We start from the raw sequence: 24880 nt of genomic DNA on the forward strand, positions 1-24880 counted from the left end.
TTTTAATAGACTCACTATTATTGACGTCACAACGAGAGAAAAATTTATGTCTAAAGTTACACTGTCGAAACTGTCTCATTGTGAGCCTGGTGATAAATGTTGGCAACTGATTGAGCAAGGCGCTACTGTAATAGATGTGCGCAGCCCACAAGAGTTTGCAGGCGGGCATCTACCACAAGCGGTTAATGTTCCGCTAGATACTTTAGCTACTTGGGTTGCTCGCGTTAGCAATCCTCAGCAGATATTTTTACTCTATTGCGGCGCAGGGATCAGAGCACAAAAGGGCTGCGATATTCTATCGGCAAGTGGCCTTCCAAGCGTAGTCAACGCAGGTGCACTTAAAGATCTACTCGCCTGTGAGCCAAAACGTTAACCCGTTGCCCAAATCAGATGCCGTGATCTTTGCGGCTTTATCACTATCAAGCCAAAGTAAGCTTCCACACACCTAGAAAACTCTCTCCTCAACAAAAAATCCTCAAAAAAATAATAATTTTTTTCATCTGCATAAACATCAACATACTCAATAAATCAGCCCCAAAAGAACAACTAAAGATATGCAATATGTAACAAAATTGTGATCGTTATTTTTTTAAAGGCCGTATAGCGAATAGAAACCAAACACAACAAGGGAAATGCTATGCAACGCTTATATCCTAGCGCCTTAATAATTTCAGCTCTGGCCTTAACTGCATGTAGCAGTGACGATGACAATAAAGCAGTAGTTTTACCTGAACCCGACACTTTCTCGCAGGTTCGCATCATTCATGCCAGTGCAGATGCACCAGTGGTTAACATTTTAGCCAATGGCGGCGAGTTACTCAAAGATGTCGATTACGCTCAGTCTTCAGGTTTATTGCAAGTAACTTCAGCAGAATACAATATTGCAATCGATGCTCAATTACCGGGTGATGAAACCCAAGAGGTATTCACTGCATTCCTCGATGCTGAAGCTGATATGGAATACACAGCGGTTGCAGTCGGCAGCGTAGCGGGGAATACATTAGATCTGGCCCTAATCGAAAATGCCAAAGCTGATATCGCTGCTGATTACGCCAGAGTTCAAGTACTGCACGGCACCGTTGGTGTAGGTGAAGTCGATGTGTACGTTACAGGCGTCGATGCAGATATCAGCATGATGTCCCCGACTCTTTCACTAGATTACATGGCATATACAGATCAAATTGAGCTTGCTGCGGGTGAATATCAAATCCGTATCACCGCTGCGGATCAAAAAGCGGTGGTATATGACTCAGGCAACGTAACGCTAATGTCTCAGACTGATTATTTGCTCACGGCGATCACCAATGTATGGAGCGGCTCATCACCTGTCGCGCTGCTTGCAGCATTGCCTGAGGGACAGGTACTAATTCAAGACAAAGATGCTGGGGCCGACCTACGTGTTGTTCATGCTGTCGCCGATGCTCCCGCTGTTGATGTGTTCTTAGATGGCAGCATGACACCTGCTGTTGATATGCTCGCATTTAAACAAGTTACTGGTTTTTTAAATGTACCAGAAGGCGACCACACAGTGACGGTTGCCGCTGATGCCGATAATTCAGTGGTTGTTATCGATGCAGCGGAAGTGACCTTAGAACAGGGCATGAGCTACTCAGCTTACGCAGTCGGTTCACTAACTGATTCGGACATTTCACCGTTAATTGTGATGGAAAGCCCACGTAGAATAGCAACCGCAGCCAAGCTTAATGTCGCCCATACTTCGTACTCAGCGGGTAATGTAGATATCTATCTAACAGCCACTGACGATATCAGTGATGCGACTCCGGCCTTGAGTGATGTACCCTTTATGGCAACTTCAGGAGCTCTATCAATCACCGCGGGTGACTATGTGGTAAGTGTGACTCCTCACGACAGCAAGACCGTTGCTATTGGGCCATTACCAGTAAGCTTAATGGCTGGCGGGATCTACAGTGTAGCTGCCGTTGACAACATGGGTGGCGGAGTGCCGTTAGGTGTAATTTTAATGGATGACTTTGTAGCAAAGTAAAAGACTAAAGATTTTAAAAGCGGCATGCTTCTAGTGCCGCTTTTTTGTGTGAAAAATTTAGTCACTGCTTTTCGGTAGACTGACGAAACGACCATCAAATACGGCACACAGTTTATCAGCACACCAAAGCTCTATAGATAAATTGACTCGAATTCGTTTACCACGTTGCAATGCTGATAGATCTGTATCTATCCATTCTGTTTTGGCAACAGGATCTGCAGTAATAGGGGCAATATAACGAACATTGGCATCCGCCAGTACGATATCACCTTCAACCTTAGCAAGTTGTTGTTGCAGCCAAACCATCCCCCAACCCGTCAGGGTCATAAGCGTATAAATACTACCGGCAAACATAGTTTGATGCAGATTAACATTGGGGGTTAATGGTGCAGTAACATTAAAACTATGGCCAGAAAAACTGAGAGGAGTGATCTGCATAAACTGACTAACGGGGATCGTCTGATACCAAGTGCTTTGCAGTTGCTTTAGTAAGCTATCTTCGTCAAAAGCCAGGTTTCGCATAATCACTATACCTGCAAATTAAAGGTAACCGGGCCGTCATTGACCAAAGAGACTTTCATGTCAGCGGCAAATTCACCAGTTTGTGTGTTAACGCCTTTCGATAGACAAAAATCAACAAAAGCTTGGTAAAGCTCACGCGCTTGATCTGGTGTTCCTGCCCCCGAAAAGCTAGGCCGTAAACCGCGACCAGTATCTGCCGCTAAGGTAAACTGCGACACCACTAATAAACTGCCGCCAGCTTGCGCTAAATTGAGATTCATTTTACCGTTTTCATCGGAGAAGACTCGATAACTCATCACCTTAGTCGCAAGTTTTTCCATTTTTGCTAAATCATCTTCGCGCTCCACACCTAATAGCACTAGCAGACCTTTATCGATCTCTCCAATGGTTTCACCATCAACGACTACGTTAGCTTCACTTACACGTTGAATTAAGGCAATCACTTACACTCTCTCCATTAAAAATTAATAACTTAAATAAAAAAGCGAAGACGAATGCTTCGCTTACGGATAACTGAACGATCGCAAATTCACTTACGGAAAATAGTTTTCCAGCATTCTGTAGGTTGGCATTTATGCCGACAAATCCTAAAAACAATTGATGGGCTAAAGCCCAACCTACAGAAGAGACATACTTTTCGTAAGCGCAAAGTTCCGTATGTAACCAAGTCACACCCGTAAGGTCATTTGTCTTAGCGTTCTCTAAGACCTTTCTTAGCCTTGCCTAAAGCCTAGAGCTTTCTGCTCCTAGGCTTTATTTTCCTTGAGCCTTATTTAAATCGACTGAATATTCTGCATTACTGGGATAGGTTTAATCACATCTTCCGAGCCCTCAGGTAGCGACTTGCCAACCTGACGTAAACCTTCATCGGTCCACAATATAAAACGACGGATCTCTTCCATGCTAATGGTATCAACAAAGGTTGCCGCACCTTGCACTTGGATCACTGCCCCTCGCTCTCTTACGACAAATTTAGCAAAGTTAAGTTTCTGATTAAGGGTACCAATCATCACTAATATCTCTTTACTACCGACATACTTAGGGTGAATAGCATAGAAACGGTTCATTAAAATGCGGTCAATCCCTTCAGGATTAATGCTCGGTTGTAAGATAAACTGGCTATTATCAAACTCCACAGCTACACCATTAGGACCCGCTTTCTTCGCTAAATAACTTTTACTCAATAGCGCTTCTAGAAGTTTATCGGTTGCCTCTGCATCCGTCATATCACCAAGAGTCACGCTATCAGGGGCTTTAGTCGTTACTTCAACGTCTGTATTACTCTCTGTTGCTGCACATGCTGTCAGCCCTAACATTAAAGCTATGATTATTAGTTTTCTCATTTATGCTTATTTCCTTTCTCTATTATTTGGGCCATTTCCCGAATCGCGCTTACCACGGCTCTAGTCATTTTTATATCAGCCAAGGCATGGTAACCGCCTTTAATTTCCACCAAGTTAATGTGTTGGTTTTTGTGATTTTGTAAAAAGCTTAATAGCACTCCAATCGGGCAAACCCAATCTAGTTCTCCTTGTATAATGACGGTTCGCGCCTGAATATTTACCAATGAATCACATAGTTGTTCAAAAGCAGCAAAATAATTATTAGCCACATAATAAAGCTCGATGCTTGCTAACACCTGACTGAGATTTGTATTTTCCTTATATTGCTTACAACCTGGGTAAGCCAAAGCCATTTCCCAACGGAGCCAACGACGAGTAAAATCCTTGCGAACGCTAGTACATTGATGCTCTAGCCCATCTCTATAGCATGAAAAAAGCTGCTGCTTATCGGAGCTTGCAACAACACTAAAATCAAGCTGCTCAGATGGAAATAACCGCGCAGCCCCTTGTTGGCCATACAGCCATTGGATACTCTCTTCGCTAGGAATGAACGCGCCCCACAACACCTGTTCGATGACCCTCGCAGGGTACGCCGCTGCGTATAACAACCCTAGCGTTGCACCAAAAGAGCCTCCAGCTAGAGTCCATTTTGATATGCCCAGCCATTGTCGAACCTGTTCTATATCCGTGAGTAGCTTGCTCACGTTATTGTGCCTAAGCTCACCTCTAGGCCGCGACAGTCCAGTCCCCCTTTGGTCCATAAAAATGACTCGGTATACCGACAGATCAAACAAAACGAGCTCTTCGGTTGAACAGCCTGCTCCAGGACCGCCATGCAGATATAACAGCGGGATCCCATCTACATTGCCATATTGAGCGACGTAGAGTTCATGCCCATCACCAACAGTCAGCCAGTCCCGTGATATTGACTGACACTCCACCTTTTTAAGCTCCGTCTTCAGCAGTCGGTTTCGTCTGTTTTGCAGCTTGCTCTGTTCTTTCTGTCGCTAAATCCAATTCCTCTAACTGAGCCGCTTCCGCTAACCGAGCCGCTCTCGAGATCTGACGCTCACGTAAATATTCAGGCATTGCAGCGGTAATTTCGGCACCGACTAACACGATGATCCAGGAAACATATACCCAAACAAACAAAATCGGGATCACCGCTAATGCACCGTAAATAGCTTCATAACTAGGGAATTGAGTCACATAAAATGCAAAGCCTTTTTTACCCAACTCAAACAACATTGCTGCGACAATCGCTCCCAACAGTGCATGGAAAAACTTCACCTTCTTATTTGGCACGACCATATAGAGCAGCAAAAATGCCGCGACAGAGAACATCATCGGCAAGCGCTCGATGATTAATGGCACCACACCAGACAGCTCTGAGTCATTAAATAGCTTAAGCGACACTAAATAGGAAGTCGCAACCAGACTCGCCCCGACTAATACAGGCCCAAGTGTCAGCACCATCCAATACATAGAAAAAGACACGGCTACCTGACGCTTCTCTTTAGTACGCCAAATACTGTTGAGTGACTTATCTATTGCAGAAATCAGCATTAGCGCCACCACAACCAAAGCGGCAATACCGACGGTCGTCCCTTTAGACGCGTTATCAACAAACTCATTAATATAGATCTGTACCGTATCCCCAGCAGCAGGTAAGAAGTTGTCATAAACAAATCCTTCTAACTGACCCCGTATACCGGCAAAAACCGGAAATGCCGACAACATAGAAAACATCACCGCAACGATTGGAACTAAAGACAACAAAGTGACGTAAGCAAGATGTCCTGCCTTAATGTTGACTTGATCCTCTTTAAAGCGGCGCAGCAAATGTAAAAAAAATGCCCAAATACTCCACAAAAAAGACCGAAATTGATTTACTGCTATCTTATTTTTCACTTGTTACTCTTGATTCTGTTAAAGTTGTACCAAATATGTACGACTATAAATGATTTATTTAGATCTATATTGGTACAATAAAGCTTATAACCTTCTCTTTACAAGTATAAGGATTGAATTGATGTCTCAACAAGGTTCCGCAGGCAATGTTATCGCCGCTATCGCAAGCTTTTTCTTTCCCGGTCTTGGGCAATTAGTACAAGGTCGCATATTAGCGGCATTGGTGTTTTGTATTGTCGCGGTAGTCGGTTATGCCATGTGGTGGTTGATCTTCCCTGCGATTATCGGCGGTATTGCTCATCTGTGGAGTATTATCGATGCGGCTAGATTTCGCGCCAACTAGTGTATTTAAGTCTAGCCCCTAAATTTTAGAATCACTTTCAGGATTGAATAAGATGAAGAAAATATTATCGGTTGCCATTGTTAGCGCCAGCTTGTTATTGACTGGCTGCCAAAGCGCTTACTATGGTGCGATGGAAAAAGTCGGTTACCATAAACGCGATATCATGGTCGATCGAGTTGAAGACGCTAAAGAGTCTCAAGAGGAAGCACAAGAGCAGTTTAGCTCTGCACTTGAAGAGATGCAGGCACTGCTTAATCATGACGGTGGCGATTTAGAAAGTGCTTACAATAAAGCCAAGGATGAGTATGAGTCAGCCCAAGATGCCGCCGATGATGTGACTAACCGTATTGATAAAGTTGAAGATGTAGCCGAAGCCCTTTTCGATGAATGGCAGACCGAAATAGGTGAGATAAGTAAAGCTAGCTTGCGTCGTAATAGCGAATCTAAGCTAAAAGAGACTCGCCGCTCATATACTCAGCTCGTCAAAAGTATGCGTCGCGCTGAAAGTAAAATGCCACCAGTACTCACAGCAATGAAAGACAATATGCTGTACTTAAAGCATAACCTTAACGCCCAAGCAATTGGTGCTATCAAGGGTGAGTTTACGAGTTTGCAAACTGACATCTCAGGTCTTATCAAAGAGATGAATAAATCAATTGATGAGTCTACTAAGTTTATTGCGACCTTAGAAGGCAAATAAGCGCTGTCTAAAGTGAGGTTCCTAAGCCTGCAGGCTTAGGCACCAAACTTGTGACTTACCGCTGTATTTTTCATAATTTAAACTTCAGTTTACAACCTCCCTCACAACATACGCACACCGCTAGAACTTCTCCATTTAAAAAGTTTCACAATAGTATCAATCATTATTGAACAGACACCGTTATGAGCTTTATCGAATCCTTAACGCTTACATTAGCACTCACCTACAGTGTTAGCCTGCTTTATTGGAGTGGCAAAAAATGGGGAGCAGCAGCAAGCGGAGTCCTCGTTTCAGCCGCTATCTTATCGAGTCTATATTGGCCCCTAATAGCTGCTCTCGCGATTGCAGTCATCATCATAGGCTTAGTTAACAAGTTCCAGCCTCAAGTCGCTCAGGGCGATATGAGGAGCAATAACCTTCGTGAAGGAGTCCAACATCTGCTGGCACTGTCGATGCTGCTGGTTGGGGTGCAATTTGCCGTGAACAGTGCACTGCTCAAAGCTGGCGTGACCCCATGGCTAATGCGCCCAGATGTGGGCGACGCCTTCCTGCCCATTGCAGGCGGCATCGAACTAAAAGCCATCGTGACACTGGGTATATGGGATCAAACCCACCCTGCTGCCGCAGTCATGCTCACCGTCGTGCTATTAACTGGCTTGCTCTGTAAACGTGCATTTTGCGGCTGGGCTTGCCCACTTGGACTCGCTGGAGAGTACCTGTATAAACTCAGAAAGCGCTTTATCAAAGCTGAATACTTGCCACCTGCATGGTTGGATTGGCCGCTAAGAATGCTCAAGTATCTAATCTTAGCTGGCTTGCTATACATTATTATAGGAATGCCTGCTGCTGGTATCCCAGGCTATTTAAATAGTAATTACCACAAGATAGCTGATCTCAAAATGGCGCTGTTTTTTATCACTCCAGGCTTAGTCACGCTGCTGTGTTTCGGCTTTATCTTGAGTCTGTCGGCATGGCGTCGACAAGGGTTTTGCCGTTACATCTGCCCTTATGGCGCACTACTGGGGCTAGTTAGCTTTCTAAGCCCCTTTAAAATCCGCCGCAGCACACAGCATTGCTTGATTGAAAGTAAAGGCATGAACTGTGATAAGTGCACTCGTGCTTGTCCGGCGAATATTAGCGTGCATACTCAGCTCAATGTTCGCTCAGACGAATGCCAAGCCTGTATGAGGTGCGTGTCTGCTTGCCCGAAACCAGAGGCATTACACCTTAGCACTCGCAATGGCATTAAGTTGTCAGCACGAGGCCTTACCATTGGCTTAATAGTGCTACTGTTTTTAATCCCACTTATCGCCTATCTAAGTGGTTTCTGGGTTAGCCAGACTCCAACAGAAACGAGGATGTATTTGATCCAGCATTTAAACTCGATAGGTCATTAGCAAGCGACTTGCTAAAGCAAAAATTATTGGGCAATTCATCGCTATGAGTTGCCCTTTTTTAAATCTAAATTTTTGTTAATGGAGAAAGTTGGAACCATCTAAAACTTTCGCACTCTGATTATATGAGGCCAATGTTTACGCGCCAATTTTATTAGCTAACCACTGTAAAATGCTTTGCTAAATATTTGTTTTCTTGTTTTGTTCATCATCCCAACTGCACATTCCTAGTTAGGTTTGGCACCAGATTCAGTTTCGACGCTAGCGCACTCCAAATTGAACACCTTTTACGGCAATCCATATGGGTTGCCTTTTTTTTGTTTTAAACATTTACATGAAAAAGGCTAATTGATTCAGTTTGATAATATCCTTTTTAAGTTGGCGCTGATAATGTAATCAGCTCTTACAAACATGGAAGCTTTATCAAAGATGGAATTACAACAACAGTCACTACAGGGCAATAAGCTGTCGCTTGAGCCCGCCCGCAACGCTAATATCGATTCGATTAGAGGCCTAGCAGTGCTGGGCATTTTATTTATCAACATCTACTTCTTTGGTAATGGCTATTTGGGCTATGCCGATCATGAAAGTGTCCCACTGCATGACACCTTAACAATGCTGTTCAGTAACTTTTTTCTAGAAGGTAGATTCATTAGCCTCTTTTCAATACTGTTTGGTGTCGGGCTAGCCATTCAATACGATAAGTTGTCGACTCAAGGTGGAGACGCATACAAAGCCATGAAGTCCAGATTAAAATGGCTGCTACTATTTGGCGCGATCCATGCCGTATTTATCTGGTACGGTGACATACTGTTTACCTATGCCCTCGGTGGGTTTGTGGCACTTTGCTACCTTAAGCTCGATAATCGTAAACTGATAAAGAAATCAGTTATGTTCATCACTATCCCACTATTTCTCATGACCATAATCAGTTTATTTGCACCAGAAGAGCCTATTATCCGTGGCACAGCCCTTTTTGAAGAGGACGTATCGATTTGGTCTGCAGCCTACAGTGAACAACTAATGATGCAATTTATCATCTTTGTTGGACTACTATTTATCACTCCGTTCACGACTATGTGGATGGCTGCAGGTTTAATGCTATTAGGAGTGATGTTGTATCGAAAAGGTGTATTTGAAAAAGGCTTTAGTCAAAAACAGCTAGTGGTGTTTGCCCTAAGCACCTTACTACTTTCTGCTGTCGATAGTTTATGTTCACTTGCCGCAGATCCTAAATTGGTCTCATTGTCTATAACCATAGTGATGGCCAGTGCTATTCCGATGGCGCTCATTTATCTTCATCTGGCGGTAAAACTATGCCAAAACCGTGCAAACGTATTGGCTCCGTTACAGAAAGTCGGTCGCCTAGCATTTAGCCTCTACATACTACAGTCAGTTTGCGGGGTACTGCTGTTTCGCCATTTTGCACCAACATTAACGAGTACTCTCGACCGCCCAGAGTACATGTTGATTGCCATTGGCTTTTCTATCTTCCAAGTCATGCTAGCCAGTATCTACCTTAAGTATTTCAATCAAGGACCACTGGAGTGGTTATGGCGCAGACTTGCAAGCCAAAAACCGATAAATCCAGAGTCAACGCCAATAGCTGCAACTGACAGCTAACAACTAACGAGAACGTACTTTATAGGGGGAATTCCTCCTTCTATACAGCACGTTGATCTTAAGAGTAGCCATCAATTATCAACAAATCGCCTTGAAGCTGCTGATCTTTCGAACTCGAAGGGTCGCACTTCTTGGCTTGTATAAATACCAACACTCCCCATGACTAAATGGATTTAGAAATACTAAGCAATATCGGTAATATTTCAGGTGCCATGGGTGCAGGCATAAATGTTCCAGATACAAACCCTTGTAGTACATCCTCTACTTCGGGGATAAATACATCTGACCGCCAAAGGCCTATGACATTCCCTATATCACTTAGGCATTCCCCGCATCCCTGTGGGTCAAGGTGGGAATGCCAATAAATGAATGGAACACTCTTACTCATAAAGTGTTGGCCATGTATAAATACCAGCACTACCCATCCATGGGTGCTGGCATAAATGTTCCAGACATAAACCCCCTTGTAGTACATCCTGTACTTCGGGGATAAATACATCTGACCGCCAAAGGCCTATGATATTCCCTATATCACTTAGGCATTCCCCACATCCCTGTGGGTCAAGGAGGGAATGCCAATAAATGAATGGAACATTTGTGGCCATGTATAAATACCAGCACTACCCATCCATGGGTACTGGCATAAATGTTCCAGACATAAACCCCCTTGTAGTACATCCTGTACTTCGGGGATAAATACATCCATGTATAAAAAAGCCCCGAGCATTTTCATGCTCAGGGCTTTTATAACTTTATGCTTCAAACAAACTAACTAACTGCGCAGCATAAGCTGCAGCAAATTATTTTGCGTCTTTAGAAGTACGGTTATGACGCTTACGATCGTTTTCGCTCAAGTAACGCTTACGAATACGAATGTTCAGCGGTGTTACTTCTACTAGCTCGTCATCATCGATGAACTCAAGCGCTTGCTCAAGTGTCATGTCGATATGTGGAGTTAGTACTTGTGCTTCATCAGTACCTGATGCGCGCATGTTGGTAAGCTGCTTACCTTTCAAACAGTTAACTGTAAGATCGTTAGCGCGGGCATGTAGACCAACGACTTGACCTTCATAAACTTCTGCAGCGTGGGTAATAAATAGACGACCACGTGCTTGAAGGTTAAACAATGCAAATGTCAGTGCTTTACCTGTTGCGTTAGAGATCAATACGCCACGAGCACGTTGACCAATATCGCCGCCTTTCACTGGACCGTAATGGTCGAATGAATGGTAAATAAGACCAGAACCTGAAGTGGCAGTCATGAAGTCAGTTTGGAAACCGATTAGACCACGGCTAGGGATAATGAAGTCGATACGCACACGACCCTTACCATCCATTTGCATGTCTTTCATGTCACCCTTACGGATGCCAAGCTTCTCGATAACACTACCTTGATGCTCTTCTTCAACATCAACAGTCAAGTTTTCGTACGGCTCAGACATGACGCCATCGATCTCTTTTTCGATAACTTCTGGACGAGATACTGCTAGCTCGTAACCTTCACGACGCATGTTTTCAATCAAGATTGAAAGGTGAAGTTCACCACGGCCTGATACGCGGAAACGATCTGGGCTTTCGGTTTCTTCAACACGTAGTGCTACGTTATGAACAAGCTCCTGCTGCAAACGCTCAAGGATGTTACGTGAAGTTACGTACTTACCTTCTTTACCTGCGAATGGAGATGTGTTGACTTGGAAAGTCATTGTTAGTGTTGGTTCATCAACAGACAATGCTGGTAACGCTTCTACTGTAGTAGGCGCACAGATCGTGTCTGAAATTTGCAGTTGACCAAGACCGGTAATTGCAACGATGTCACCCGCGTTAGCTTCAGCAACTTCGTGACGTTCAAGACCCATGTAACCTAATACTTGGCCCATTTTACCATTACGTTTCTTACCATCAGCACCAATAATAGTGACCTGTTGGTTAGTTTTAACGCTACCACGCTTGATGCGACCAATACCGATAACACCCACGTATGAGTTGTAATCGATTTGCGAGATTTGCATCTGGAAATCACCTTCAGCATCAGCATCAGGAGATGAAACTTTCTCAACGATAGTTTCGAATAACGGAGTCATATCTTCGCTAGTTTCGTCTGGATCTAACGTTGCAAAACCGTTTAGTGCAGAAGCATAAACGATTGGGAAGTCTAACTGCTCGTCAGTTGCGCCTAGGTTGTCAAACAAGTCGAATACTTGGTCGATAACCCAATCAGGACGTGCGCCGGGACGGTCAATCTTGTTAATAACAACGATTGGCTTAAGACCTTGAGCAAATGCTTTCTTAGTCACGAAGCGAGTTTGTGGCATTGGACCATCTACTGCATCAACTAGTAGCAATACTGAGTCAACCATAGATAAAACACGCTCTACCTCACCACCGAAATCGGCGTGACCAGGGGTATCAACGATGTTGATACGGTAATCGTTCCACTTGATGGCAGTGTTCTTGGCCAGAATCGTGATACCACGTTCTTTTTCAAGATCATTTGAATCCATCACCCGCTCAGTGGCTTCTCCTCGAGACTCAAGGGTTCCTGACTGCGCCAGCATCTTATCAACCAAGGTAGTCTTACCATGGTCAACGTGTGCAATAATGGCGATGTTACGTAAATTCTCTAACACGGCTAAACCTCTTACCATCGGTATAAAAATATAGGGGGGTACTGACAACTGCTAAACCAAACTAGTATAGTAGTTGCAATAAAAAGCGTGACATTCTACTCTAGGTAGCGAGTATCTCACAGGATTATTTTTAACCAATCGTTAAAAATAACGCTTGCCCGTTGCTTTTCTCCACCATAACGCCCGCTTTATATACACTTTTTATCAATCACTTTACTGACATTAATTATATTCTCGCTCTCTATTACTCTGCAATTTTCAGTTGTTTGGGGTTATTTTTAGTCTTTCTGCTACCAAATATCCTGTTTCATTGGCCTTTTCCGTGTTTTTACCATCATGCCCGTTAATCGACCATTTCAGTATCGATGTTCTTCTAAGGTCTAAACTGTCTTGTATTTAAATAACACTTATCTATATTCGGTCGAGTTTTCTTTGACTTACCCCCTATAAAAAATCCTCCTGCTTGTTATTCTTGGCGTCAGCTTTTGCAATTTGAGCCGTTATTTATATATAGGTAACAGATCAAATTGCACAATTATGTCGCATGCACCAAAATGATCCGTCGGGCGCACCATTAAAGTGCAAAAAACGACAAGGTTAGTTTTGCCACTTAGTCATAATTGATTAATATCAATTAGTTACATGTTTGGCATGACTCTCGCTTTAAACAAAGCAGAATCGCACTATGCGCTAAACATTAAGATAAGAACAAGGGATAACCCTTTACCCTACTCGGAGACTTTAGAATGTCAGCTGAATCAGTTTTACAACAACTAAAAGAATTAGAAGTTAAGTTTGTTGATTTGCGTTTTACCGACACCATAGGTAAAGAGCAACATGTTTCAATTCCTAGCCATCAGGTTGATGAAGACTTTTTCGAAGACGGTAAGATGTTCGATGGTTCTTCAATCTCAGGCTGGAAAGGCATTAACGAATCAGACATGGTATTAATGCCAGATGCTGCAAGTTTCGTACTTGACCCTTTCACAGCAGAGACAACAGCTAACATTCGTTGTGACATCTTAAACCCAGGCACTATGACAGGTTACAACCGTGACCCTCGTTCAATTGCTAAGAAAGCGGAAGACTACTTACGCTCTACAGGTATCGCAGATACTGTATTGATTGGTCCAGAGCCAGAGTTTTTCCTATTTGACGATGTTAAATATGGTGCTGACATGTCTGGCTGTTTCTACAAAGTAGATGCAGAAGAAGCTGCTTGGAACTCAGGTACAAGCTACGAAGATGGCAACAAAGGTCATCGTCCAGGTGTTAAAGGCGGTTACTTCCCAGTCGCTCCTGTTGATTCGTCACAAGATATCCGTAGTGCTATGTGTTTAGTACTTGAAGAGATGGGCCAAGTTGTTGAAGCGCATCACCATGAAGTAGCAACTGCTGGTCAAAACGAAATTGCGACTCGCTTTAATACTCTTACGCTTAAGGCTGATGAAGTTCAGGTACTTAAGTACGTTATTCATAACGTTGCTCACGCTTACAACAAGACTGCTACGTTTATGCCTAAGCCAATCGTTGGTGACAACGGTAGCGGTATGCACGTTCACCAGTCTCTAGCTAAAGATGGCGTTAACATCTTTGCTGGTGACAAGTACGGTGGATTGAGCGAAACAGCACTATTTTACATCGGTGGTATCATTAAGCATGCGCGTGCAATTAACGCATTTGCTAACCCATCAACTAACTCTTACAAGCGTCTTATTCCGCACTTTGAAGCGCCAGTAATGCTAGCTTACTCAGCAGCTAACCGTAGCGCTTCAATCCGTATCCCAGTGGTACCAAGTGCAAAAGCACGTCGTATTGAGCTACGTTTTGGTGACCCAATGGCAAACCCATACTTAGCATTCTCAGCAATGTTGATGGCTGGCCTTGACGGTATTCAAAACAAGATCCACCCAGGTGAAGCAATGGATAAAGATCTTTATGATCTTCCTGCTGAAGAAGCTGCTGAAATCCCAACAGTTGCGACTTCACTAGAAAATGCACTTGAGTGCCTAGACGCTGACCGTGAGTTCTTAACTCGTGGCGACGTATTCAGCAACGACTTCATTGATTCTTACATCAAACTTAAGTCAGTTGACGTTGAGCGTGTGAACCAAACAACTCACCCAGTAGAGTTCGAGCTTTACTACAGCTTGTAATCTATAAGCCGCTGTAGTGGCTTAACGGGAACAAAATAATAAGCCCTAAGCAGAAATGCTTAGGGCTTTTTTGTGCTTACAATTCAAGCGTTTCTTTTTTGTACAATGCGACTACAATGATCAGCAGCTATAGTTATGACAGTAACTAGGTTTACCGTATTTGTCACACAAGAAGGAACTGCTATGCCTGCCGGGATCTACGCTCAATGCCGCTTCATTGTTGCCGTTTTTACACTGATGTTGCTAGGCCTATTTAATGCTAACGCTATCGAGTGGCCGCAGGAAGTGACCGCTAAAGAAGGCAACATTGTGGTGTATCAGCCGCAGCCAGAATCACTAGACGGTAATATCCTGCAAGGTCGCGCCGCGATGTCTTTAGAACTTATCGATAGAGACGAGCCTATTTTTGGAGCTTTTTGGTTCAGTGCTCGCATTGACACGAGCGCAGAAAATGCAACGGTTAGAGATGTTAAAGTCACTCAAGTTCGCTGGCCAGAGTCAACCAAAGCCGACGAACAACGCTTTACCGAAGTGGTTGAAAAATCCATAGGTACTAGTAGCTTTACTATCTCGATGGAGCGCCTGTCAGCCAGTCTCGCCAACGCTAAACAGGAAAAGCAAAGCCTAGAGAATATTAAAAATGATGCGCCTAACATTATTTTTCGTCAGCAGCTTACAGTTCTCCTCTCCTATGATGGTTCACCGCAATTTAGAGAGATCGAAAATAGCCCTTATGAGCGAGCGTTAAACACTCCCTTTGCCGTAGCGCGCAACAAACAAACCAAGAAGATGTACTTAAGCAGTGGCACTTTTTGGTACACAGCCGACAATCCTATGGGTCCTTGGCAAGTCACTGAGTACCCACCTGAAGATTTGGTGAAGATGCTGCCAAAGCCCGAGGATGCAGTAGCAAAAAGTTCTGCGACGGCGCCAGCTGTAATAGCAGTTAAAATCCCAACAGAACTGGTAGCAACCGACGGCAAACCTAAGTGGAAAAGTCTAACCGAAGGTAAGCTACTTTATGTGAGCAACACAGAAACGGCCTGGATAAGAGAGGTCTCTTCCGGTGACATGTATCTGTTACTTTCAGGACGCTGGTTTCAAGCAAAAAAAGAAGCAGGGCCTTGGGCCTTTGTCCGTGCTGACAAACTTCCTGCAAGCTTTAATGATATTCCGCCCGAGTCAGATATTGGTGGACTAAGAGTATCCGTCGCGGGCACAACCGAAGCAGATCAAGCGATGCTTGACGCCCAAATCCCTCAAACAGCCGCCATTAAACGCAGTGAAGCTAAGCTTACCGTCGAATATGATGGTGAGCCCAAATTTGATGCTATTCCGGGCACTAAAGTCGCTTATGCGGTCAACACCGCGACTCAAGTTCTGAAAATAAATGGCCAATTCTATGCCGTCGACAATGCTGTTTGGTTTGTTGCACCAGCTGCTAAAGGGCCATGGAAAGTTGCCGATAATGTACCGACGGATGAAATAGCAAAAATCCCTCCAAGCTCGCCAGTTTACAACACCACTTATGTCGAGATTTATGACTCGACACCCGAGGTTGTCTATGTCGGTTATACCCCAGGTTATATGTGGTCTTATCCTTATTACGGCGTACCGGTATATGGCACAGGTTGGTATTATCCACCCTATTGGGGGCGTTACTACTACCCTCGTCCACCAACCTGGGGGCTGCATGTCGGCTATAACCCCTGGACAGGCTGGAACGTTGGCGTAAGTTGGAGTAACGGCTTCTTCAGCGTCGGTGTAGGCTGGAGCGCTGGCTGGGGCAACCACTATTACCCGGGTCGTTGCTGTGGCGGATACTACGGTGGAGGTTACCGACGCCCAGTGGTGATAAACACTGGCGACATCAACATTGGCAATAGCGTCAGTATTGGCAATCGAACTAACATCTCTAATAAGGTTGCCCGTAATAACAATATTTCCGGTAATCGTGTCGGTAAAAACAATCTATACAATCGCCCTGAGAATCGTGTGCGTAATGCCGATGCCAGCAAGATAAACAGCAACTTCAAGCAGGCAACTCATAACAAGAATCGTGCTAACAATGTTTTTGCTGATAAAAATGGCAACGTAGCGCGAGATTTAAACGGTGAGTGGCAAAGCCGCGACAAAGGCAATTGGACTCCCGCGCCAGCAACCAGAGAAAGAGTTGAAACAGGGCTTAGTAATCGGGATATCAGTCAGCCCGTCACGCTGCCTTCTAGACCAAATACAGAATTAAACAGGCCTAATAATATGAATAGGCAGATGAACAACCGTAATTTTGACCGTGAAAGCCTAAACCGTTCCCGTAACGCTCGCCAGCATGGCGTGGCGCGAGAAGGCCGTAGAGGACGCTAATTCCCGTTTTGCCCATAATAAAAGGCTTGCACATCGCAGGCCTTTTACATTTATATTTCCATGCCTATCTCGCCCTGACTAGGTTGACACTCTGTTAATGGCTCGTTAGTTTAACGGATAAAACACAACATAAGTCAGTCCTCTGACATCAAACAATAAGTGGCTTTACATCTATGTGGCAAAAACTCCAACCCTATCGTTCATCGATGATTCTTTTGTCGGCGCTACTCATTGGTGGCGCTATTGGTATCGTGTTACCAGAGTTTGCTTTATCGCTAAAACCCATAGGCCAAGTGTTTCTAAATTTACTGTTTATGATCATTGTGCCGCTAGTTGCCATTAGCGTGACCTCCTCTATTGCACGCATGACCGACTTAAAAAAGTTAGGCATCATTCTTATCACCTTGTTCATGGTGTCTATTGCCATGGCGATTATTCCTGCGGTATCGATCGTCGGTTTAGCATTGGCTTTTGACCCGGCACAAGGTGTGGTACTCGATCTGCATCAACAGGTTGAAGCCGGATCTGGCAACATGGATTTTGTAGGGCTGCTGACCACCAATGACTTTGTCGGCTTACTGTCTAAATCTAATATTCTGGCGCTCATCATCATGTCAGTCATTGCCGGTATTGCGATTGGTCAATCAGGCAAAGATGGTGAGAAAGTCTCAGCCATGCTCGACAGCCTCAATACTGTCATTATGAAAATAGTTTCTATATTAATGGTCGCCGCGCCTGTAGGTTTAGGCGCTTACTTTGCCTCAACCATGGCCAGCCAAGATACCGAACTGCTCAGCACTTTTGCCCGCGCTATCGGCCTATTCTTTGTCGCTGCCTTTTTCTATTTCATTGTTGGTTCAACAATTTACGCATGGCTTGGTGGTGGAGTAACAGGCGTTACTCAGTTTTGGAGGAATGCGGTTGACCCATCGGTCACAGCATTAGGTACCAGCTCCTCGTTAGCCACATTGCCAGTCAATATTCGTGCAGCAAATAAGATGGGGATAAAAGAGGAGATCGCCGATATCTGCCTGCCTTTGTTAGTTAATCTCAATAAAGGCGGCGCTTCAATGACCACCGCATTGAAGATTGTCTTTATCTATTCAATCTTAGGCTTAGATTTTAGCGCCGATGTTTTTGCTCTGACAGTACTTATCTCAGTGCTATCCGCCTTTATTATAAGCGGCGTACCTGGCGGTGCATTTTTAGGTGAAATTTTTATTGTCACTACCCTTGGGCTACCTATCGAAGTGATCCCAATTTTAGTCATTATTGGTGCGGTTACCGACGCCCCAGCGACATTGATTAATGTCATTCACGACCTTAATGCTACACAGATCATCGAACGGATAAATGGTAAGCGCTATAAGAGTGAAGCTATTAGTGAATAAGCACTAATACACAACAAGTAGAAAAGCCAAACTTAGCGACTATTATCAACAACTTAAAAACATGACATCCGAAGTGTCATATGCCTATAGTGCGACTGTCATATCGATGACGGCGTAGACAATAGTCATTTGTGTTCAACTTGCTGCAATTCAAATGCAAACACAGCAAGGAGCACATTATGGAAAACTCAATTACTCGACATAAAATGGATAGCATTATGGATATGCCCACGATTACCAATGGATATTGGTACTATTTTGAAGATGCCGGAGTGCGAATTACTGCTCACGGTTCAGGGTATTCAGGCCAAGAAACCGTCTATGTTAATGACGAGGTAGTGAGTGATAAGCGTAATCTTGGAATGAAAAGCTCGCACGAGTTCTGCCATATGGGTAATGATTACGAGGTGAGATTCCAAGTAACTAGTCTTCTGACTGCCACTGTAGCTTGCGCCCTTTATAAAAATGGCGAGTATGTCACTACAGAAACCAAGGCCTATCGCAATATGGATGGCAAATCAGCCCTCAAGCTAATATCTCTATTTTTTGTCGCTGGGCTCATTTTTGGTGGGGTAGCAGCCTGGTTAGCCCATCAGTTTATAGCTTGATTAAAAGCCAGATATATCGAACAAACTAAAGGAGTTAGCGGAGTAAAATATGGAGATTAATGCGATAACCGTAAAAGCACTGCGCCAATCTAAAGGCTGGACACAACAGCATTTGGCCGATGCTTGTGCTATTAGCTTACGCACGGTTCAGCGAGTAGAAAAAGAGGGGAGCGCATCAAGCGAGACATTACTGGGTTTGTGTGCAGTGCTGGAGGTTGAACAAAAAAATTTGTTACAGATCCCAATTCCCGACCGCCAACAGATGCAACAAGTCTCTTTGCGAACTCAATCAATAATACTCGCTATTGCAGTGGTATGTGGTGCCTGTATCGGTGCCATTATCACCTATCTAGCAATAAGCTAACACAAAGCCCAAGTTAAACACTTGGGCTTGTATGATATCTTCATGCTGCTAAAAATTTGCCCTGGCAATTACTGCCTTTGGGGCATGGTAAATACTGCAACTCTGCCGTCATGCCCAGCAGCAACCACAGTGTCGTTATCAATAGCCAGCGAATAGTAACCTTGTTTTAATCCGTCTATCTGCAACGGTTGCCAACTGTAACCATGGTCAAATGAAATATCTGTAGCGAGCTTTCCAGTCGCGATACAAGTGGCTTGATAACAAACCATTGCTGTGCGCAGGCCCGGTGTCGATTTTCGGGTTTTATGCCACACCTTATTCTTTAAATATACCATATTGGCATCATGCTTATCCCGTTGCTGGTAGTCGCCACCAACCACAAAAATATCATCAACACTATTTATCGAAATCCCATAGCCACCAGCAGTTTGAGTGTCATCGAACAAGGGGATATGCGTTCGTTGCCAATACTCGCCAAAGTCTTGCGAGGTATAAATCGAGCTACTGTAACCGCCAGTAGTAAACCATGCTTGGCCAGACTCACCGACCATTAAGGTGTTACCGCTGGCCGCAAATGCCACTTCTCTATCGAGCATTTTTGGGAGTTTTTTCTCGGCAATTCGTTGCCAAGTTTTACCACCATCTCGGGTACGCAAAATAACAAAGCTACCGCCAACGGGATCGCCTAACAACAGACCATTATTTCGGTCCCAAAACGCAATCGAATCAAAAAAGCCTGCTTGATGTTTGTTTTCAAGTAATAACTGCCATGAAGCGCCCTGATCTTCGGTAATGTAGAGTTTAGATAACTCGCCTTCGCCAGCACCCATGACTATCGCCGTATTGGCATCAAACACTTCAATATCACGAAAATCAGTTAATGGTTGGTTTTTAACAGAAACATCGAGCCAAGTTTTCCCTGCATCCTTGGATAGGAATACGCTATTTTTAGACCCACTAACCCAGAAGACACCGTCAGCAGCTGCGCTACCACGAAATGATAGATTGGCATCTATTTGCTGGGTATTCCACGCACTGGAGACCGCTGAAAAACTGAATAGACAAAGTAACAACATGATTAACTTCATTAAACTCACCTTGTAATACTGAAGTACTGTAACTATCACCTAATACTAGGTAATAGGCAACTAACGCTTAAAAGACAAAAACATATCAATCATCCTAATTCCCCCAGTGAACATTAGCACTCGGTTAATTAAGCCGATATTAAGCAACAACTTAGCTTAAAATAAACACAAAAAATAGTGGACAATTATTATGCAGCACGCCTAAGATGTGATCTAAATCACAGTTTTATGGAAGGAACTAATAATGAAAACATCCCTTACGACTCCATTGATACTAGCAACACTTCTATTCTCAACATCAACTTTGGCAGCAATGGCGCCTGTGGCAAAGTGTAACGATTGCAGTGCAACAGCCGCACTTGATGCAGCCAAAGCATTAGCTGCAGACAATGTTTATGTCGTTGACTTTGTAAATGCAACAGCCCAGAAATTTGTATCAGATGATAAAGGCAATACAGTCGTCGCGAAAATGAGTCTGGGTGATATCACTAGATTAAACCAACAGTTTGACTATCGAAAAACCCACCTACGTGCACTTAATCGCTAGACTTTAATGATCTTTCAAGGTTGCTGTTGCCGCAGCTTATGGCTCTTTTGATAAAGCTGAGGCTATAGGGTTTAGTCATTCGCCACAAGTAGCCTATAGCGCAGTAAAAATTGCCAAGAAGCGCGGACCTTCGGATTTGTTTCAATGCTTTTATCACTGCGCTACGCGCTTTTCACTTAGCTCGATGTCTTTCGCTGCCTATAGATGCAACAAAAGCGTCGCTTAGCTTTATGTTGATTTAACCAGTTGCAAGAACTCCTGGATATCGGCCTCATCATTATAAATATGCGGTGAGACTCGCATTCCCAAACTCCGTACATCAACACTCACATTAGCGCTTTTTAGTGTTTGTAAGACTTGTTGCTGCTTATCTGCAAAATCTAAAATGATGGTACCGCTGCGCTGGCTTTTCTCGCGAGGAGAAACCACTTTGCCTTCTAATTCCTCTGTAATAACATCGAGTAACTGTTGGTTATGTTGTCGTAGCGCAATCGAGCCCACGCGACTAAAATATTCAATGCTGTGAGATGCTATGGCGTAAGGGGCAATAGAGGGAGTACCGCCCCAAAATTTCAATGCAGTTTGATGATAACGAAAGTCATGAATATCAAACTCGAATGGATTCTCATGGCTAAACCAGCCGACATCTTTAGGTTGGCAATCTGCGATATGTTGATTATTGACCCAGAGGTAAGCCGCTCCAGGTCCACCACATAACCATTTAACGCTAGAACCTATCATGAAATCGGCCTGCAACGCGTTAAGATCTAGCGGTACAACCCCTGCTGACTGTGCGATATCGATTAAGCTTAATGCCCCTTTTGCTTTAGCCGTTTCGACAATCTGCTCTATTGGCGATAGCTGCCCCGTGTTTGAGTAAGCATGACTAACAAACACCATATCAACATCTGAAGTAATATAGCTACCCCATACATTAGCGTCAGTAATGTCGCTTTCAGCGGGGATAAACCGCAGCTCACAACCATTAGGTAATGCCTTCTTCAGCACAAACCCCATACTCGGAAAATCAAGCTCACTCATTAACACTACAGCGTCATTTTGCTGCAAGCGTTCTACTGACATCACCAACTTTGTCAGCGCACTCGACAGGTTAACTTGCGGGCAAAACTCGCTAGCAGGGGCGTTAAACAATGTTGATAGCACCTGAGTGAAGCGTTCAATAATACCAAGCCAGTCTCCCCAAGGTTCTACACCTGAATCTTGCCACGGGGTAAAGAACTGCTGTTTAAAAGATTGCTCTGCTGTTTTTAGTGGCCGCCCCACTGAGTGGTTCAATAAGTAACAGCCCGGAGCTAACATAAAATCGTTTTTAAAGTCTTTCATATTAAAGCGCCTCTAAACTGGCTTTGAGCGACTTAATATCATCATAACGCGTGTTGATATCACTGCGCTCAGCGGCAGCTCTGCGATCGCGTAGTTTTTCTAATGCATTCAAAAGTACCGGTAATGGTGGACCACTGGCGGTCACCTTGTCCATATGCTGTTGCTGCAGTTTCTTTGAAGGAACAGCAATGTACTTGTTCACTAGCTCGTTATGATGTTGAATTGCAGTATCACCATGCAAAGCGCAAACCTCTAAGAACAGTGTTACATTTTCTGTAAACCACGGTTGCTGATTGAGATGCTGTAGTGCTAGAAGCTCATCCATAAAGCTGGTTCGACGCATGCAATCACGCAAAATGCTTTGATCTTCAGGCATCATATACAAAAACTTATCCACCAGCATTTGCGAATAAGCAGGTTCATTAGCCTCACACAGTCCTAACAACATATCGATGACGTTAATGCCTGCAAAATCACCCGCATTGGCACCACGATACACCTGACTACCCACTCTATATGGCTTGTAATAGGGTCTTACACAATAGAAAAAGTCATCAGTATCGAGCTTTTTAAATAACTGTTGATTTGATTCTTTAACATCAACTAACGCTTGCTTCGCAACCTTGAGTAAATCAGCAGCAATAGGGTGAGTAATCCCAAGAGGCTCAATTTTAATTAGCGCATCAGCAGCACGTTTATACGCCAAAATACCTTTAGTGTTGTAATCAACAAATAGCTTTTCCGCAGGCAGGTTAGTAAAGCGTTTATAGAGACCATTTTGCGCACTGTTATGGGTGGTTAAATGGGCTGTGGCAAATCTTGGCGTCACACCGATAGAGGCACCAATGTGCATTGCTAACGCTGATGCTTCAGTGAGTGGTGATACTCTTTCTCGCGACGGCTCGGTGATCTCATGACGGCGACAAGCCGCCATATACAAACCTACATTCCCCAATAGATCAAAGGCATGATCAAAGCCTTCATCGGTGTTTCCCTCTGCCAGCAGGGTCGCAATCATCTCTCGCCCTTCGACTTCCAAGGCTTGCTTCAGATGTTCACCAACACCTTCAACATTGGCACGGTCTGCCTGCTCAGCATAAAGTTGCTCTAATTCGGTATTAATTTCGACAAATCGAGTGCGGATCCAGTGATCAAAGGCACGGGTATTGAGCGTCATTAATGAGTCCTATTGTTATTATTATTTTGTTGAATTAGCCTATCAGCATCTCTTGGGTTGAAATCATCATTTTTCTTTGAATAACTTCAGCTTAAGATCGGATTCCACCATTAAATAGCGCTATAGTGTTGAAATAGACTACAAATAAAAAGGATGACTCATTGGATAGCAAAGATCGCAATATTCTCGCTATTTTGCAAAAGCATGGCCGCATTGCAATCTCCGAGCTCGCCTCACGACTCAACATGTCTGATACACCTTGCCTGCGCCGAGTCAGAAAGCTCGAAAGCAGCGGTGTTATTAGCGGCTACGCTGCCCAAATAGAGCCAAAAGAGGTTGGCCTAAACGTAGTGGTATATGCATTTGTTCGCCTCACTGAGAATTCCGACCATCACGCTGAGCGCTTTGAAACTGCCATGCAAAACCTTGAGCAAGTAATGGAGTGTTCAGTGGTAACTGGCGGGCATGACTACGTTTTAAAAATCGTCGCGAGCGATCTACTTAGCTACGAAAGTTTTGTAAAAAAATCCCTTGGTAGCCTTAATTGTATTGCGGGTATCGAGTCTACCGTAGTGCTAAAGCAAAATTTCTCTCGTAGCACCTTACCGTTGCAAGTTGACTAACCCCTCTACTATCAACAGTTTAAATTAAAGTGCAATCTCAGACTTAGGTTAAAGACATTACAGATAAATCAACAACACTAAACTTACTAGACGACCGGTCTAATACACGGTAAGATACTAAGCATGAAAATTGAATCTCAGCAAACACGTCAACATATTATCGATTCTGGCTATAGCCTTATTTCGAGTAAAGGCTTCTCGAATGTCGGCTTATCGCAGATCTTAAAATTTGCCGAGGTGCCAAAAGGCTCGTTCTACCACTACTTCAAATCTAAGGAGCAGTTTGGCGAGGAGATAATCAATAGCTACTTCAAAGGATACCTTAGCAGTATCGATGAATTGTTTGAGCCTCGACATGGGTCGGGTCTTGATCGACTGATGAGCTATTGGTTACGCTGGCAAACAACACAGAGCGATTGCAGTATCGACCAGAAGTGCTTAGTGGTTAAGCTAAGTGCTGAAGTCGCCGACCTATCTGAATCAATGCGTCTTGCGCTTGATAAGGGTTCATCGGCAGTAATAGCTCGCCTTGCTGGATGTATTCAAGCTGGTATTGAAGATGGCTCACTGCCAACAATGCAAGCAGACATAACAGCAGAAACCTTATATCAGCTTTGGTTAGGTGCTAGCTTAAAAAATAAGTTATCCCGTGATCCAAATGCAATCGAACGCGTATTGCAATTCACCAAAGCCCTGTTGGCACAGCCTATCCCTCCGCTGAAATAGCCAACAGTTTTATCTCCCCCGCCT

At 44.0% G+C, this 24880-nt stretch carries 23 protein-coding genes; 14 read left to right on the forward strand and 9 right to left on the reverse strand.

All coding sequences use genetic code 11. The features are described 5' to 3' along the window. Positions 1-46 precede the first annotated feature (46 nt). Together K5R16_RS13435 and K5R16_RS13440 are read left to right on the forward strand one after the other, a co-directional pair. Positions 47-373, forward strand: a complete 327-nt coding sequence (locus K5R16_RS13435; RefSeq protein ID WP_220738072.1) for a rhodanese-like domain-containing protein — start codon at positions 47-49, stop codon at positions 371-373. Between the two features lie 264 nt (positions 374-637). Then, positions 638-2005 (forward strand): DUF4397 domain-containing protein, encoded by a 1368-nt coding sequence (locus K5R16_RS13440; protein ID WP_220738073.1) that lies wholly within the window; start codon positions 638-640, stop codon positions 2003-2005. A gap of 57 nt (positions 2006-2062) precedes the next feature. On the opposite strand, the gene K5R16_RS13445 is transcribed toward K5R16_RS13440, so the two are convergent. From K5R16_RS13445 to K5R16_RS13465, 5 genes are all read right to left on the reverse strand, one after another. Further along, positions 2063-2527, reverse strand: a complete 465-nt coding sequence (locus tag K5R16_RS13445; RefSeq protein WP_220738074.1) for a thioesterase domain-containing protein — start codon at positions 2525-2527, stop codon at positions 2063-2065. A 5-nt stretch (positions 2528-2532) separates the two neighbouring features. Then, entirely contained in the window at positions 2533-2970 is a 438-nt protein-coding gene (gene dtd / locus K5R16_RS13450) for a D-aminoacyl-tRNA deacylase (protein ID WP_220738075.1), read from the reverse strand. Positions 2971-3300: 330 nt separating this feature from the next. Continuing rightward, positions 3301-3870, reverse strand: a complete 570-nt coding sequence (locus tag K5R16_RS13455) for a hypothetical protein (RefSeq protein WP_220738076.1) — start codon at positions 3868-3870, stop codon at positions 3301-3303. Then, positions 3867-4811, reverse strand: coding sequence for an alpha/beta fold hydrolase (locus tag K5R16_RS13460; RefSeq protein WP_220738077.1), 945 nt, complete (start codon positions 4809-4811; stop codon positions 3867-3869). The genes K5R16_RS13455 and K5R16_RS13460 overlap by 4 nt, the downstream gene beginning before the upstream one ends. Positions 4812-4815: 4 nt before the next feature. Next, on the reverse strand, positions 4816-5781 hold the full coding sequence (locus K5R16_RS13465) for a virulence factor BrkB family protein (protein WP_220738078.1): 966 nt from the start codon (positions 5779-5781) through the stop codon (positions 4816-4818). Between the two features lie 121 nt (positions 5782-5902). Here K5R16_RS13465 and K5R16_RS13470 point away from each other — a divergent pair, with 121 nt between their 5' ends. The 4 genes from K5R16_RS13470 to K5R16_RS13485 all read left to right on the forward strand — a co-directional run bounded on the left by K5R16_RS13470 (position 5903) and on the right by K5R16_RS13485 (position 9841). Beyond that, complete coding sequence (locus K5R16_RS13470) at positions 5903-6124, forward strand: hypothetical protein (RefSeq protein WP_220738079.1); 222 nt, start codon at positions 5903-5905, stop codon at positions 6122-6124. 52 nt (positions 6125-6176) lie between these two features. After that, positions 6177-6824 (forward strand): DUF2959 domain-containing protein, encoded by a 648-nt coding sequence (locus tag K5R16_RS13475; protein ID WP_220738080.1) that lies wholly within the window; start codon positions 6177-6179, stop codon positions 6822-6824. Positions 6825-7006: 182 nt separating this feature from the next. Next, positions 7007-8221, forward strand: coding sequence for a 4Fe-4S binding protein (locus tag K5R16_RS13480; RefSeq protein ID WP_220738081.1), 1215 nt, complete (start codon positions 7007-7009; stop codon positions 8219-8221). Between the two features lie 426 nt (positions 8222-8647). Continuing rightward, positions 8648-9841 (forward strand): DUF418 domain-containing protein, encoded by a 1194-nt coding sequence (locus K5R16_RS13485; protein ID WP_220738082.1) that lies wholly within the window; start codon positions 8648-8650, stop codon positions 9839-9841. An 800-nt stretch (positions 9842-10641) separates the two neighbouring features. Here the strand turns inward: K5R16_RS13485 and typA are convergent. Continuing rightward, entirely contained in the window at positions 10642-12486 is a 1845-nt protein-coding gene (typA, locus tag K5R16_RS13490) for a translational GTPase TypA (RefSeq protein WP_259649879.1), read from the reverse strand. A gap of 728 nt (positions 12487-13214) precedes the next feature. On the opposite strand from typA, the gene glnA reads away from it, so the two are divergent. From glnA to K5R16_RS13515, 5 genes are all read left to right on the forward strand, one after another. Beyond that, positions 13215-14624 (forward strand): glutamate--ammonia ligase, encoded by a 1410-nt coding sequence (gene glnA / locus K5R16_RS13495; RefSeq protein ID WP_020910491.1) that lies wholly within the window; start codon positions 13215-13217, stop codon positions 14622-14624. 135 nt (positions 14625-14759) lie between these two features. Next, positions 14760-16988 carry a carbohydrate-binding family V/XII gene (locus K5R16_RS13500; protein WP_220738084.1) on the forward strand — a complete coding sequence of 743 codons (2229 nt, stop codon included), beginning with the start codon at positions 14760-14762 and terminating at the stop codon, positions 16986-16988. Positions 16989-17161: 173 nt separating this feature from the next. Then, entirely contained in the window at positions 17162-18379 is a 1218-nt protein-coding gene (locus tag K5R16_RS13505; protein ID WP_220738085.1) for a dicarboxylate/amino acid:cation symporter, read from the forward strand. 179 nt (positions 18380-18558) lie between these two features. Then, positions 18559-18987: a hypothetical protein gene (locus tag K5R16_RS13510; RefSeq protein WP_220738086.1), complete on the forward strand. Its 429-nt coding sequence runs from the start codon at positions 18559-18561 to the stop codon at positions 18985-18987. Between the two features lie 49 nt (positions 18988-19036). Continuing rightward, positions 19037-19351 (forward strand): helix-turn-helix domain-containing protein, encoded by a 315-nt coding sequence (locus tag K5R16_RS13515; protein ID WP_220738087.1) that lies wholly within the window; start codon positions 19037-19039, stop codon positions 19349-19351. Positions 19352-19419: 68 nt separating this feature from the next. Here K5R16_RS13515 and K5R16_RS13520 read toward each other — a convergent pair whose 3' ends face one another. Further along, the gene (locus K5R16_RS13520) at positions 19420-20439 is read right to left on the reverse strand and encodes an oxidoreductase (RefSeq protein ID WP_220738088.1); all 1020 of its coding nucleotides are present in this window, start codon (positions 20437-20439) and stop codon (positions 19420-19422) included. A 244-nt stretch (positions 20440-20683) separates the two neighbouring features. Between K5R16_RS13520 and K5R16_RS13525 the strand changes: the two genes are divergently transcribed. Further along, positions 20684-20986, forward strand: coding sequence for a hypothetical protein (locus K5R16_RS13525; RefSeq protein ID WP_220738089.1), 303 nt, complete (start codon positions 20684-20686; stop codon positions 20984-20986). Positions 20987-21214: 228 nt separating this feature from the next. Here the strand turns inward: K5R16_RS13525 and K5R16_RS13530 are convergent, their stop codons facing one another. After that, a complete protein-coding gene (locus K5R16_RS13530; protein WP_220738090.1) occupies positions 21215-22330 on the reverse strand; it encodes an aminotransferase class V-fold PLP-dependent enzyme in 1116 nt (371 codons plus the stop codon). 1 nt (position 22331) lies between these two features. Then, a complete protein-coding gene (locus tag K5R16_RS13535) occupies positions 22332-23507 on the reverse strand; it encodes a monodechloroaminopyrrolnitrin synthase PrnB family protein (RefSeq protein ID WP_220738091.1) in 1176 nt (391 codons plus the stop codon). 161 nt (positions 23508-23668) lie between these two features. On the opposite strand from K5R16_RS13535, the gene K5R16_RS13540 reads away from it, so the two are divergent. Both K5R16_RS13540 and K5R16_RS13545 read left to right on the forward strand, forming a co-directional pair. Continuing rightward, positions 23669-24130: an Lrp/AsnC family transcriptional regulator gene (locus K5R16_RS13540; RefSeq protein WP_220738092.1), complete on the forward strand. Its 462-nt coding sequence runs from the start codon at positions 23669-23671 to the stop codon at positions 24128-24130. Between the two features lie 123 nt (positions 24131-24253). Continuing rightward, positions 24254-24856: a TetR/AcrR family transcriptional regulator gene (locus K5R16_RS13545; protein ID WP_220738093.1), complete on the forward strand. Its 603-nt coding sequence runs from the start codon at positions 24254-24256 to the stop codon at positions 24854-24856. Positions 24857-24880: the final 24 nt, after the last annotated feature.

The sequence above is a fragment of the Shewanella sp. c952 genome (assembly GCF_019654975.1).
In the GTDB taxonomy this organism is placed as follows: domain Bacteria; phylum Pseudomonadota; class Gammaproteobacteria; order Enterobacterales; family Shewanellaceae; genus Shewanella.

Bases quoted from the DNA above. Each gene is read 5' to 3' on its own strand.
- K5R16_RS13435 (WP_220738072.1), top strand. From the start codon at position 47: ATGTCTAAAGTTACACTGTCGAAACTGTCTCATTGTGAGCCTGGTGAT.
- K5R16_RS13440 (WP_220738073.1), top strand. From the start codon at position 638: ATGCAACGCTTATATCCTAGCGCCTTAATAATTTCAGCTCTGGCCTTA.
- K5R16_RS13445 (WP_220738074.1), bottom strand. From the start codon at position 2,527: ATGCGAAACCTGGCTTTTGACGAAGATAGCTTACTAAAGCAACTGCAA.
- K5R16_RS13455 (WP_220738076.1), bottom strand. From the start codon at position 3,870: ATGAGAAAACTAATAATCATAGCTTTAATGTTAGGGCTGACAGCATGT.
- K5R16_RS13470 (WP_220738079.1), top strand. From the start codon at position 5,903: ATGTCTCAACAAGGTTCCGCAGGCAATGTTATCGCCGCTATCGCAAGC.
- K5R16_RS13475 (WP_220738080.1), top strand. From the start codon at position 6,177: ATGAAGAAAATATTATCGGTTGCCATTGTTAGCGCCAGCTTGTTATTG.
- K5R16_RS13480 (WP_220738081.1), top strand. From the start codon at position 7,007: ATGAGCTTTATCGAATCCTTAACGCTTACATTAGCACTCACCTACAGT.
- K5R16_RS13485 (WP_220738082.1), top strand. From the start codon at position 8,648: ATGGAATTACAACAACAGTCACTACAGGGCAATAAGCTGTCGCTTGAG.
- typA (WP_259649879.1), bottom strand. From the start codon at position 12,486: ATGGTAAGAGGTTTAGCCGTGTTAGAGAATTTACGTAACATCGCCATT.
- glnA (WP_020910491.1), top strand. From the start codon at position 13,215: ATGTCAGCTGAATCAGTTTTACAACAACTAAAAGAATTAGAAGTTAAG.
- K5R16_RS13500 (WP_220738084.1), top strand. From the start codon at position 14,760: ATGACAGTAACTAGGTTTACCGTATTTGTCACACAAGAAGGAACTGCT.
- K5R16_RS13505 (WP_220738085.1), top strand. From the start codon at position 17,162: ATGTGGCAAAAACTCCAACCCTATCGTTCATCGATGATTCTTTTGTCG.
- K5R16_RS13510 (WP_220738086.1), top strand. From the start codon at position 18,559: ATGGAAAACTCAATTACTCGACATAAAATGGATAGCATTATGGATATG.
- K5R16_RS13515 (WP_220738087.1), top strand. From the start codon at position 19,037: ATGGAGATTAATGCGATAACCGTAAAAGCACTGCGCCAATCTAAAGGC.
- K5R16_RS13520 (WP_220738088.1), bottom strand. From the start codon at position 20,439: ATGAAGTTAATCATGTTGTTACTTTGTCTATTCAGTTTTTCAGCGGTC.
- K5R16_RS13525 (WP_220738089.1), top strand. From the start codon at position 20,684: ATGAAAACATCCCTTACGACTCCATTGATACTAGCAACACTTCTATTC.
- K5R16_RS13530 (WP_220738090.1), bottom strand. From the start codon at position 22,330: ATGAAAGACTTTAAAAACGATTTTATGTTAGCTCCGGGCTGTTACTTA.
- K5R16_RS13535 (WP_220738091.1), bottom strand. From the start codon at position 23,507: ATGACGCTCAATACCCGTGCCTTTGATCACTGGATCCGCACTCGATTT.
- K5R16_RS13545 (WP_220738093.1), top strand. From the start codon at position 24,254: ATGAAAATTGAATCTCAGCAAACACGTCAACATATTATCGATTCTGGC.